The organism is Paenibacillus wenxiniae (assembly GCF_039822605.1).
In the GTDB taxonomy this organism is placed as follows: Bacteria; Bacillota; Bacilli; order Paenibacillales; family Paenibacillaceae; genus Saccharibacillus; species Saccharibacillus wenxiniae.
This window is the reverse complement of sequence record NZ_JBCGUH010000003.1, coordinates 270,755-283,011: the sequence shown is the minus strand read 5'-3', so window position 1 is coordinate 283,011 and position 12,257 is coordinate 270,755. Positions and strand designations below refer to the sequence as shown.

Annotated in this window: 9 protein-coding genes; 3 read left to right on the top strand and 6 right to left on the bottom strand. The window is 44.3% G+C overall.

Translation table 11 applies throughout. The features are described 5' to 3' along the window. Positions 1–14 precede the first annotated feature (14 nt). The 3 genes from AAHF22_RS07265 to AAHF22_RS07255 form a co-directional block, all read right to left on the bottom strand. On the bottom strand, positions 15–839 hold the full coding sequence (locus tag AAHF22_RS07265; protein WP_347324328.1) for a carbohydrate ABC transporter permease: 825 nt from the start codon (positions 837–839) through the stop codon (positions 15–17). A 16-nt stretch (positions 840–855) separates the two neighbouring features. Further along, a complete protein-coding gene (locus AAHF22_RS07260; protein ID WP_347324327.1) occupies positions 856–1,755 on the bottom strand; it encodes a carbohydrate ABC transporter permease in 900 nt (299 codons plus the stop codon). A 69-nt stretch (positions 1,756–1,824) separates the two neighbouring features. Further along, a complete protein-coding gene (locus tag AAHF22_RS07255; protein WP_347324326.1) occupies positions 1,825–3,105 on the bottom strand; it encodes an ABC transporter substrate-binding protein in 1,281 nt (426 codons plus the stop codon). A gap of 313 nt (positions 3,106–3,418) precedes the next feature. Here AAHF22_RS07255 and AAHF22_RS07250 point away from each other — a divergent pair, with 313 nt between their 5' ends. Further along, positions 3,419–4,417 carry a LacI family DNA-binding transcriptional regulator gene (locus tag AAHF22_RS07250; protein WP_347324325.1) on the top strand — a complete coding sequence of 333 codons (999 nt, stop codon included), beginning with the start codon at positions 3,419–3,421 and terminating at the stop codon, positions 4,415–4,417. Between the two features lie 334 nt (positions 4,418–4,751). On the opposite strand, the gene AAHF22_RS07245 is transcribed toward AAHF22_RS07250, so the two are convergent. Both AAHF22_RS07245 and AAHF22_RS07240 read right to left on the bottom strand, forming a co-directional pair. Further along, positions 4,752–5,687, bottom strand: a complete 936-nt coding sequence (locus AAHF22_RS07245) for an Rpn family recombination-promoting nuclease/putative transposase (RefSeq protein WP_347324324.1) — start codon at positions 5,685–5,687, stop codon at positions 4,752–4,754. Positions 5,688–6,529: 842 nt separating this feature from the next. After that, positions 6,530–7,831: an aldehyde dehydrogenase gene (locus AAHF22_RS07240; protein WP_347324323.1), complete on the bottom strand. Its 1,302-nt coding sequence runs from the start codon at positions 7,829–7,831 to the stop codon at positions 6,530–6,532. A gap of 527 nt (positions 7,832–8,358) precedes the next feature. Between AAHF22_RS07240 and AAHF22_RS07235 the strand changes: the two genes are divergently transcribed. Then, positions 8,359–9,015 (top strand): TetR/AcrR family transcriptional regulator, encoded by a 657-nt coding sequence (locus tag AAHF22_RS07235; protein ID WP_347324322.1) that lies wholly within the window; start codon positions 8,359–8,361, stop codon positions 9,013–9,015. 341 nt (positions 9,016–9,356) lie between these two features. Here AAHF22_RS07235 and AAHF22_RS07230 read toward each other — a convergent pair whose 3' ends face one another. Beyond that, positions 9,357–9,815, bottom strand: coding sequence for a MarR family winged helix-turn-helix transcriptional regulator (locus AAHF22_RS07230; RefSeq protein WP_347324321.1), 459 nt, complete (start codon positions 9,813–9,815; stop codon positions 9,357–9,359). 750 nt (positions 9,816–10,565) lie between these two features. Here AAHF22_RS07230 and zwf point away from each other — a divergent pair. Continuing rightward, the gene (gene zwf / locus AAHF22_RS07225; protein WP_347324320.1) at positions 10,566–12,068 is read left to right on the top strand and encodes a glucose-6-phosphate dehydrogenase; all 1,503 of its coding nucleotides are present in this window, start codon (positions 10,566–10,568) and stop codon (positions 12,066–12,068) included. Positions 12,069–12,257: the final 189 nt, after the last annotated feature.

The following is a 12,257-nucleotide window of genomic DNA, read 5'->3' as shown; positions in this document are numbered from 1 at the left end:
ATGTGCAAAATCGTTTACTTGGAACCTGTCATCGAAATCCCCTCGACAAAATAGCGCTGGAAGAAAATAAAAATAATGAGCATCGGAATAGTCGCCATCACCGATCCTGCCATCAGAACCGGGAAATTGGTTGTGAATTGTCCCTGTAATAGCGACAATCCGACCGCCAGCGTCATTTTATCCGGGCTGCTATTCACAATCAGCGGCCACATCAGATCATTCCACGATGCCAGCATCGTAAAGATCGCCACCGCCATCAGACCGGGAACGGTAAGTGGTAGCATGATACGCCAGTAAATTTTAAACTGGTTGCAGCCGTCGATCTTCGCCGCTTCCGCCAGCTCATTCGGTAATGACATAAAAAATTGACGCAGCATAAACATCCCAAATGCACTAAACAGACCGGGCACAATTAGCGCCTTCAGCGTGTTAAGCCAGTGCAGATCACGCATAATCAAAAACTGGGGTAGCATATACACCTGTCCAGGTACCATCAGCACAGCCAGCGACAATACGAATAATAGATGTTTACCTGGAAAATCGATCTTGGCAAACGCGTAGGCTGCCAGCGAGCAAAATGCCAGTTGACCGATCACTTTTGCTGACGCGACCAGCACCGTATTTACGAAAAACTCGAAAAACGGCAATAATTGCAGTACCCCGCTATAATTCGCCCACACCGGTTGCGCCGGGAAAAAGACGATCGGCACACGTGTAGCTTCTTCCATCGTTTTGAGCGATGTGAGCACCATCCACAGAAAAGGGAATACCATCGCCACGGCGCCGATTATCAAAATCACATGAATGACGATTCGAGCAGCATTCATTTTGCTCGTCATAGGCTGCTGGCTCCTTTCATTCGTAATGAACCCATTTGTTCTGGAGTTTCATCTGTATAATCGTGACGATCATAATGAGCGCGAACAGCAACATCGCTACTGCCGCCGCATAGCCTTCATTGTTCAGTACAAAGGCTTGCTCATAGAAGAAGTAGACGAGCGATTGGGTCGTATCGAGTGAAATATTTTTGTCGCCAATCATCATCCAGATCAGATCGAACACCTGAAACGCATTAATAATCGAAATCAGACTCGCAAAAAAGACGGTCGGTGACAAAATTGGCAGCGTGATCGTCCAAAACTTACGGATGAATCCAGCTCCATCCAGATCAGCCGCTTCATAATACGATTTGGAAATGCCCTGTAAGCCTGCTAGAAAAATGACCATATTGTAGCCGATACTGCTCCATACTCCGACCAGAATGACCGCAAAGGGAGCGACCATCGGATCGGTCAACCACATTGGGCCGTCAATCGAAAGCTTGTGCAGCAGTTGATTGAGCAAGCCATAATCGCTGTTGAACAGCCATTTCCAAACCATCGCCACCGCAGCCGGCATCGTGACTACTGGTAAAAAGTACAATGTGCGGTATACGTACACAAACTTGATTTTCTGATTCAGCAGTGTAGCAACGACAATGGATAACGCGATACTGATCGGAACAGACAGAAACGTGTACAATAGCGTATTGCGCAATGTATGCCATACATCAGGATCATGTAACATCGTTTCATAATTGCTCAGCCCTGCCCAGTGATATTTGCCAAAGTCGCCCCACTCGGTAAAGCTAAAATAAAACGTCTGTATTACAGGCCACATGTAAAAAAACATCAATCCGAGCAAGTTAGGCGCAATCATAACGAATGCCCACATCACATCGGTTTTGTTATACTTTCGACCGAGCCACCATTTCATTATGAGAACCTCCTGCACATAACCGATGCAGAGCTTGCACGCACACAGCAAGCCCTGCACCGAAACCGTCTATTCTTTAGCAAGGATGTCATTCATTTTGGAAGCTACTTCTTTAGCAGCATCCGTAACACTCATCTGTCCGTACCATGCTTTTGTGAAATACTCGTCTTCCAGTGCAAGCCATGCCGCTGTATCTTTGGACACCGGATACGGTTTGGCATTAGCTGCCGCATCGATAAACACTTGCAGATTAAATTCAGGTACCGATTTGACCCATGCGGACTGTGTGCCGTTGAAAGCAGGAATACCGGAACCGAACGAAGCGAAAATCTCATTAGCTTCTTTAGAGCTTAAATAGGTCAAAAATTGCTGTGCTTGCTGTGGATGAGCAGTTTTGGCGCTGATCACGTTCGCTGCGCCGTGGATCACCTGTGTATCTTCTTTACCTTTAGGCAGTTTCGCCACATTCACATTGGCTTTCGTATAGTCATTGTTGGCATACTCACCTACAGCCCATGAGCCGTCATATAGCATCGCCAGCTTGCCGGATTCAAACAGTTTCACCGGATCGGTTTGCGACATTTGAGCGGCAGTTGGTGAATCGCCGGCTTTGATAAAGTCGGTCCAGTATTCCAGGCCTTCAATACTTGCTGGCAGATCATAACCGGATTTTTTCTTGTCTGGCGAGATGATATAACCACCAGCTTGCAAAATGGTGTCATAGTAGCCCTGCTGGTTTTTCTGCTGTGCACCGATCCCCCAGATGCCTTTATCTTTATTCGTCAGTTTGGCAGCGGCCTCTTTCACTTTGTCCCAATCCCAAGTATCGTCCGGTACAGCGACATTGGCATTTTTGAACAGTGTTTTGTTGTACCAGAGACCAATGGTGGACATTTCAAATGGAATACCATACTGGCTGTTATTGTATTTGTACAGATCAATCAAGCCACTTGGGAAATTAGATACTTGAATATCGCCCTTTTGCGTCAAATCATCGAGCGGCATCAAAATATCGTTGGAGATGTATTTTAGCGCATTCGGACCATTCATCCAGAACACATCGGGCAGGCTGTCGCCAGTAGCAGCCACATTCAATTTGTTCCAATACTGATCCCACGGTGTAAGCTGGATGTTAACTGAAATATTGGGGTGAGATTGCTCGAACGTGTCGATAATTTTTTCCATGGCGGGCTGGTAATTTTTGTCCCACATGCCATAAGTCAATGTGACTTTCTCCGTAGAGGAGGTAGATGATGTGGTTGCATCACTGGATGTGCTGCCAGAACTACAGGCACTTAGTGTCATACTGAACAACAATAACAACGCGCTCAAACCTGTCCATTTTTTCATTCTCAATAAATCCCCCTTTAAAATGTAATCCATTACACAGAATGCGAGCTACAATAATCCCGTTTTGTAAGTGTGATTAAGATGTTAGGTTTGTTAAAATTGTAATCGATTACTGTTAAAGTGATTATAGTTTGAATAAATATGCATAGTCAATACAGTTTTACACGTTTATTTTGATGAAAATGTGCAATATCATTCCTTTTTAAGTTATATTTATGTATAAACTGGAATGAAAATCACTGTAATTCACCCATAAAGTGTAGTATACTGTTATCGATTACATTAATTATGGTTTGCGGGAAGGTGAGGAACAATGGCTTCAATTCAAGAGGTAGCCAGGGAAGCAGGCGTTTCCACTGCGACAGTGTCGCGTGTTATAAATAATCATCCATTTGTATCAGACAAATCCAGACAATCGGTGGAAAAGGCGATTCGCAAACTGAATTATGAGCCGAATATGATGGGGCGTAATCTACGCACATCCAGTACGAATATGCTGCTCGTGTTATTGCCGAGCATTTCCAATCCGTTTTATTCGAAAATATTACAGGGCATTCAAGATACCGCGCGGCGTAAAGGCTATTATATTCTCGTTTGTGAAACGGATGCGTCGTCAGAAATCCAGAGCTTTTTTATTAATACAGCCAAACAGCAACTCGCTGCTGGTATCATTTCACTCGATCCCAGTCTGGATCTGGAAGATGTGCTGCTGCCGCAATTACAAGACGGGTACCCAATCATTCAATGTGGCGATTCTCCGCAAAATGATACGATCCCGTACGTGAGTATCGATAATGCGATGGCGGCATATAAAGCGGTGAAATATTTGCTGGCGACCGGTCATACCCGGATTGCCTTAATTACGGCGAGCGATGATTTCCGTTATGCGACCGCCCGTCATGAAGGTTATATGAAAGCACTTGCCGAATCCGGTATCCAGCCACGCGAAGAATGGATCAGTCGAGGGGAAGTCGATTATGAAGGCGGCCGACTGGCGATGCAAAAACTGCTGACGCTGGATGAGCTACCGACAGCTGTATTTGCGATTGGTGATATTATGGCAATTGGCGCGTTAAAGGCAATCCGCGAGGCTGGATTACATACACCATCCGATATTGCGGTGATCGGTTTTGATAATATCCCTTTTTCCAATATGACGACACCTACGTTAACGACCGTCTCTCAGCCGATGTACGATATGGGCTGTAGTGCAGCCCAGATGATGATCGACAAACTGAACCAGAAGGAAAAGACGATTAAAAGTTTGATCCTATCGCATGAGTTGATTATTCGGGAGTCGACGGAGTTGTAGGTGAGTGGGGTTGTAAGGTGCAGGAATGGGTAGGAGAGTTAGTGTAGATCGAAAGCAGATGTAAGCTCAGGGTTCGCGATATAATAGAGGGGTCAATAGGTATCAAGCCTTTGGTCAGTAAATTGGTTAGTGAAGTTTGCGACAGAATAGATATATCAACATGTGATCCGGTCAAAGTGCCGTTATGCGAGGACGGCTGCGATAGGTGAGCTTGTAAAGCTAATCTTAGCTGATTGGTTTCTCCATATCATTCCCATCTTATATAAAAAAGCCGTGTCAGGACACGATTTCTGTCCGCACGGCTGTTCTTCTTATTTCTTAGGATGAAGTCTATTTACTCTAAAGACTGTGATAAGGAATGCACGTCCTCTTCCGAAAGTCCGGTTGCTTCAGCAATTGCAGAGACAGCGAGACCTAAGCGAAGCAAACGTAAAGCCGTTTGCTTTTTTTCTTCTTCTCTCCCCTGCTGAATTCCTTGTTCGATCCCTTGTTCGATTCCTTGCTCAATCCCTTGTTTTACGCCCTCTTCTACGCCAGATTTGAATCCATAAATCTCTGCATTTTTGGCAGCTTCCATTAGCGAAGCCTGATCATGCAAAAACTTCTGTCTCGCTTCATATCGCATTCGGGCTTCGCGATCCTGGCTGAGAAATTCTAGCGTCGTCATCGCTTTTTTCAATTTCGGCTCATTCATCGTTAGCACCTCCCATTGGTCTGGTGTTGCGCCTTGTAAAAATAACAGCCAATTGGCTAATCCGCCCTGTTGTAACGAGATCGATCCAGCATCCAATTTAGGTAATTCCAAAAAATGAATCTCAATATCATCGGTTAACTCGATTCCGGTTCGATCCTCACGCAGATGAAATACATTGTGGTATTGCTCATTTTTCAGCAATTTGAAATTTACGATATTAATTGTCACACATCGTTGAAGCGTGCTATACGACTGTGCTTCGACTAGCTGAGAAGTATATAGTTTGCTCCAATAAAATAGGGTTCGTTTCTCCATATCATAACGGTTAAAGAGCTGCATTTCCACATTAATTAGTTCACCTTCAGTCGTCCGCGCTCGCACATCCATAATCGACTGTTTATCCGTGGGTGAGTCTTTGTCGGTGTATGGATTGAGTAAAATAATTTCGCTCAACAATGGCTTGTTCGCTTCCATAAAGGTGCGATTGAGGAATGTTAGCAGCACATCTCGATTTTCTTCACTACCAAAAATACGTTTGAACAAAAAGTCATTTCGCGGATCAAGCAACTCCGGCATAGGCAATCCTCCAACTCATACTTTCTTCACACGATAAAACTTAAAAAAGTTATAATTATAAAAGAATACTTGGAAGTAGAAGGATTGTAGTTACTTTAATTTTAGTTAGAAAAACTAGTTTTATCAAGGGAAATACGTCTTTTTATTAAAATAAAAAGTATAGGAATGCAGTCGGTTTTAATTTTATTAAAACTTTTATACGTTACTTAGTTTTAGCTATTCTCCCTTATCGAGAACAACTTCCTACATATGTTTAGCATCCTATTCGGTAATCGTTTCAAGCTATACGCTCACATGGAAAACAGCAGATATGCGAACAGGGTGGAGAGAATGCAGTCATGTTGATCCTGCTATAGAATAGAGAAATAAAAAAAACAATTGTAAGAAATAAAAGCAGAGGATACGACGTTACTCGTTATTCCTTTCGCAATATATGGCTTGTACGCAAACTCGTATACCTGTAAGCAGCACGGAACAGAAGGAAATAAGGGAAAAGGCGACTTATAGTGTTAGCGATTGCCTAACATGAGGTTCAATAAAAAGGTGATTTTTGCGAAGCAAAATATCTTACTGCATTTGAGTGCACGAGGCCACATTATATTTTTAGTGCATAGATTCCTGTGCGAGATGGGAGTTTGTTCCCTTATTCCTTATCGGAGTAGTGTCTGTTATACAAAAGCACATATCAAAGCATGCAAGCGAGTAGCTATCGACAACCAAGCAACGATCAACAAAAAGCAGCAACCCACTTCTCACAGGCTGCTGCTTTTTCAATCTATACTTTTCAATCCACAATCGTTCAGTCCTTACTTATAACCCTAACTTAATCTACCCAATCCCACTTACAAATTACGCTTCATCACACTCTTATGATGCGAAAACACCTCAAAGCTCTGCTGACCATGATACGAACCCATGCCACTTTCGCCTACGCCGCCGAAGGGCAAGTAATGGGAAGTCATATGGGATAGCGTTTCATTAATACAGCCGCCACCAAAGGATACCGTATCCAGCACCTGGTCAATCAGCTGTTCATTCTGGGTGAACAGGTACAGTGCCAGCGGTTTAGGACGATTCACGATCTCATCCAGCAATGGATTTAGATCATCATATTCGATGACGGGCAGGATCGGTCCGAAAATTTCCTCCTGCATAATTGGAGCATCCCAGCTTACATGGTCCAGCAACGTAGGCTCGATGATCAGCTCATCACGCAGCGAGCGTCCGCCGAACAGCACCTGTTCATTGTTCATCAATCCAGTTAACCGATCAAAGTTACGTGTGTTCACGATATGAGGGAAGTGCGGGTTGCTCAGCACATCCGCTGTATATTTATCCGCAATTTCTGCTTGCACCAGCTCGGCAAACTTCGCTTTCACACTGCTATGAATAAGCAGATAATCCGGCGCGACACAGGTCTGTCCAGCGTTCAGGAATTTACCGCGTACCAGTCGCTCTGCTGCCAGTTTCAGATCAGCATCTGCGTGTACGATCGCTGGACTTTTGCCGCCCAGTTCTAACGTGACCGGGGTCAGATGCTCGGCTGCTGCACGCATCACGACACGTCCAACATGCGTACTGCCAGTGAAGAAGATATAGTCGAATTTTTCTTGAAGCAGAGCGGTACTTGTTTCCACTTCGCCTTCCACGACAGCGACATATGATGCAGGGAACAGGTCGCTCAGCATGTCGAAGATCAGATGCGACACGGTAGGGGTCAGCTCAGATGGCTTCATTACTACCGTATTACCAGCGGCAATCGCGCCAACGAGTGGGCCAAAAGCAAGCTGGAACGGATAGTTCCACGGTGCGATGATCAGCGTTGTACCGTAAGGCTCTGGATAAATGGTACTCGTTGCATCCGGTAATGCTGCTGCGGTAGGCACAGTACGTGGTGCTGCCCAGGCTTTTAAATTGTCCAGCGCAAAGTCCAGTTCACCGAGTACGATGCGAACTTCGGAGCCAAACGCTTCTGGCTCAGATTTGTTCAGATCAGTATGCAATGCTTCCAAAATACGGGGCTGGTAACGCTCAATTCCAGCGCGCAATGTGCGTAATGCTTCTATACGATAAGCGACATCGCGAGATTGTCCTGTTTTGAAAAAACTGCGCTGCTGCGCAATAAGTTGTTGGATTGATTCCATCGTTATTCACTCCTATAAGTTAAATGCTTCTGCTTTTGTTTAACCAAAAATGGTATAGTTCAGACAAATAGCAAACAATATAATGGCAAGCCATTTATTTTAAATACACAATTAAACAGGAAATATATCATTCCAAAATACAATTATACATAGCAATATACAGTGATAGGATTATCTATATCGCGATCCTCTACACGCACAGAAAATTCTCTACATAATGGTTCTCTACATCTATTTCTGAGCCATATAGGATCGTATACAAGTATCATCCTGAAAATGATTGCTCACAACTTTTATGAAAATAAAATAGTTATATACAACACAATTTGGATTATATGATAGCCTGCTGCGAATGACAATAACCAGAAAAGAAGTAGATGCGGCTTATGCCACAAATGTGGTATAAATGAGTATGAAGTTCGATGATCATGCCTGAAATCGATTCATTAAAATACGAACCTTCTGCTGTAGCAGTACGAAATCCAGTGAATCGCAGTATAAATCTCATGTATAGGAGGGCAATCCCTATGCCGGATTCGCTATCTTCAACACCGCAACCTGCTGGCTCGATCCCATCATCTATCCATCATTCGGACAAGAAACCGAAACTTGACCCGCGCATCGTGCGTACACGTATGCTGCTGCGGGATGCACTGATCGAGCTAATGGAGCAGCAACCGTACGACAAAATTACGATTCAGCATATTGCAACACAAGCGACCGTGAATCGCAAAACATTTTATCTCCATTATGAAACGAAAGATCATCTACTGTATGCGGTTACTGATGAATTGCTCGGTGAGCTATTTGGCGAAGCGCGGGATGCCAATTCGTTTAACCAATCGGTCGAGGAATTACAGCGTTATATTGCGGGGCGTATTTTCACTTATATTATTCGCTACAAGCGGTTTTTCGAGGTGATGTTTGAACGGCAAGCGATGTCAAACTTCGTGCAGTATATGAAGCAATATATCGCACGTTTTTACGAGGAGGAATTTGCCCGGCTAGAAAATGATAAATTGCCTGTACACAAAGATGTGATTGCCAGCTATATTAGCTCTGCATATGTAGGTGTCATCCACTGGTGGCTGCGTGAAGGCATGCCGTATACGCCAGAGGAGATGACCGAGCAGATGATTGTACTCAACTCCAATGGACCGATCCGACTGATTCAGCAGCAATGAAATAATAAATAAGCCTATTCCAGCCAGTCCATCTGTCATGTCAGATGTCCGCTTGAACAGGCTTATTGGGTTGTTGAAAAGGACGCTTTGAAACGCCTGCGCATCAGCAGCGTGCAGATCAACATCTATTAGAACTATACAACTGATAAAACATCGTGCATCAAGCTAAATGCATAGATCCGTCCAAACGAACGGTAAATGAACAATGCTGAACATATAAAACCGTCATTCGATCCAACATTAAGGTACGGTTTCCAAGCGTACTGATGCTGCATCAGGTGTTTATTGAAGTGCTATCTTTTAAAGTACTAGCACTTGATTCAAGCATTGCCGAGCCATCTTCAATGTATCGACACGGTGTCCAGCGCTTCATCAATCTGAGCATTTTGCTTGATGCGGCTTAGCAAACGATGCAACATGGCACGCTCATCCTCTGCAATGCCATCCATCAAATCGCGTCCGGCTTCCTGCATAATTTCACATACGGCAGGTTCTAGCTGTGCACCTTCGGCGGTCAGATAGATTTTGAAGCAGCGGCGATCGTCTGTGCATGTAATTTTACGGATAAAGCCTTTGCTCTCCAGATTGGACAGCATGCGTGTAATATTCGTTTTATCTTTACCGAGGCGCTCGCCGATTTCATTCTGGGTGAGACCATCCTTTTTCCAGAGCAACATCATTACAAATGTCTGCTCAGGTGCCAGATTGAACGGGGCAAGTTTGTGTTTAATATATCCTGCAATCGCCAGATGGACATCACGAATGAATACGGTATAACTCTTTTCTACGTCATATGGCATCGAACTCACCCTTAATTTATTTGATTACTGTCATTGTATTGATCGTTATCTATCCTCCATAGAACTGTATCGATAGAAGTTGTATGAATCATACGATGGAGAAGACTCTATATCTATCAAGATGACCGATACAGCCTTCCTTTATGCATAGAATACGCATACGAATGGGTATAGTTGGTATAGCAACCGTCATCACTATGAAGCGGTTTTGTGTATCTAATCTGCCTAATTAGCGTTGAATCGACGTTAGACTATCACTTTTACCTAAGACTGTCAACGAGGCGAATGAACCGAATCCATCGACAAAAAATGAATGTAAATGTGTAGCTAATAGCCTAGAATAAGCTGCATGATAGGCGTGAAGCGATACGGCAAGCAGCAAAAAGTCAAATGTAAGCGGTAATATTCAATGTGAAAGTTTCATTTTCATCTTGACATTGTTCGACACAAGGTCTATTGTAATTTTTGTGAGCTTGACTGTCACAAAAGAGACACAATGCCAGATTGACATTATGACGAAGCTTGAATAAATGATATGTATCTTTGTTTATATGAAATGTATAGCGGATGTATATCTAAAGCGAGCAATCGTTTATTTTTTGTCGATATAGTTGCTATATCAACCGTATACTGTAGGCAGGAATTACGTTTGTATGATAATTAGAAAATTAGAACTAGCCCATACACCCATAGCATGTGCGCATGCTGTATAGAGAAAAAGGGATAGGTACATTATGGAGGAGAAACGATATGGAAGCTATGACATTTGTATTGTTCGGTTCGACCGGGGATCTGGCGAAACGCAAGATTTTCCCTGCTTTGTACAACCTGTATGTGGATCGTAAAATGCCGGAAGCCTTCTCGATCATCGGACTGGGCCGCAAATCATTTAATGATGCGACCTTCCAAACGTATGTAGAGCAGTCGCTTCAGGAATTTTCACGCAATACACCGAATGATCGTAAGACGGTTGATGCCTTCTTGCGTTCGATTCGCTATCATATTTTGAACGTGGACGATACTGCTGGTTACCAGGAGCTGCTCAAGCTGGTAGAACAACGTGAGTCCGAACTGAACATCCCGCAAAACCGTATGTTTTACATGTCGGTTGCACCGGAATTTTTCGGCGTGATCGCAGACAATATCAATGCAAGCGGACTCGGTAACACATCCGGCTGGAAACGTCTGATCATTGAAAAGCCATTTGGACATGATCTGGAATCCGCACGTCAATTGAATAAACATTTGAGCAAAACATTCGCTGAGGAAGAAGTGTTCCGCATCGACCACTATCTGGGCAAACCGATGGTGCAAAATATGGAGTCCTTCACTTCTGCGAATCCAGTCATCCAATCGCTGTGGAACAACCGCCACATCGCCAACGTACAAATTACCGCATCCGAAGTGGTCGGCGTGGAAGAACGCGCAGGTTACTATGATCATACCGGTGCCATCCGCGATATGGTGCAAAACCATATGCTGCAAGTGCTGATGATGACGGCGATGACATTGCCAGGCGGACACACCGCAGACGATGTACGTTCCCATAAAAAATACATCGCCAAGGCACTGCGTCCGATCTCTAAAGAAGATGCTCACAAACATATCGTGCGTGCACAATATGCGAATGGCGTCGTATCCGGCCGCGAAGTACAAGGTTATCAGGATGAGCCAGGCATCGAGCTAGGTTCCAACACCGATACATTTGTAGCGGCGCGTGTGTGGGTAGATGATTTCTCATGGGAAGGTGTTCCATTCTACATTCGTACGGGTAAACGGATGAAAGAGAAATCGACACGTATCGTAGTTGAATTTAAAAACACAATGCAAAACAGCGAAATTTGCGTCGACTGCGATGGTCAGCCGAACATGCTTATTATCAGCATCAACCCAGAAGAGAAAATCACGTTGCAACTGAATCGCCGTAACGTGAAAACAGGTCTACTGGAGCCAATGACATCTGAATTCGTGATGGGTACCGATCATGATCCAGAAGCGTATGAGCTGTTGATCGGTGATGCACTGAACGGTGACGGTACATTTTTCGCACACTGGGATGAAGTGGAATTGTCCTGGCAGTGGGTACAACCGATTCTGGAAGCTTTCGCGGACAACAGTTTGCCACTGCATGACTATGCAGCTGGCACCTATGGTCCAGCAGCATCTGATGCATTGCTTGCCGAGCAAGGTTTCCGCTGGCTGGGCGATCAGAATGCCGCACCAGTACGCACCGGTGTTGCTTCTGCACGATAAGAGATAAGCTGTTCTTTTTAAAGATGAATGGTTGGCTTACGCTCTGGTTAATGATAAACAGAGCGTATTCACCATGCCTTCAGAGTCGGGATGCCGGCTTTGCAGAATGTCAGACTGTGCTGAAAGTGGTAGCACTAGGACTGGCTATAGATGACCAGATAGGCTAGAGATAAAAAAGGGATGTTCCAT

Bases quoted from the DNA above. Each gene is read 5' to 3' on its own strand.
- AAHF22_RS07265 (WP_347324328.1), bottom strand. From the start codon at position 839: ATGACGAGCAAAATGAATGCTGCTCGAATCGTCATTCATGTGATTTTG.
- AAHF22_RS07260 (WP_347324327.1), bottom strand. From the start codon at position 1,755: ATGAAATGGTGGCTCGGTCGAAAGTATAACAAAACCGATGTGATGTGG.
- AAHF22_RS07255 (WP_347324326.1), bottom strand. From the start codon at position 3,105: ATGAAAAAATGGACAGGTTTGAGCGCGTTGTTATTGTTGTTCAGTATG.
- AAHF22_RS07250 (WP_347324325.1), top strand. From the start codon at position 3,419: ATGGCTTCAATTCAAGAGGTAGCCAGGGAAGCAGGCGTTTCCACTGCG.
- AAHF22_RS07245 (WP_347324324.1), bottom strand. From the start codon at position 5,687: ATGCCGGAGTTGCTTGATCCGCGAAATGACTTTTTGTTCAAACGTATT.
- AAHF22_RS07240 (WP_347324323.1), bottom strand. From the start codon at position 7,831: ATGGAATCAATCCAACAACTTATTGCGCAGCAGCGCAGTTTTTTCAAA.
- AAHF22_RS07235 (WP_347324322.1), top strand. From the start codon at position 8,359: ATGCCGGATTCGCTATCTTCAACACCGCAACCTGCTGGCTCGATCCCA.
- AAHF22_RS07230 (WP_347324321.1), bottom strand. From the start codon at position 9,815: ATGCCATATGACGTAGAAAAGAGTTATACCGTATTCATTCGTGATGTC.
- zwf (WP_347324320.1), top strand. From the start codon at position 10,566: ATGGAAGCTATGACATTTGTATTGTTCGGTTCGACCGGGGATCTGGCG.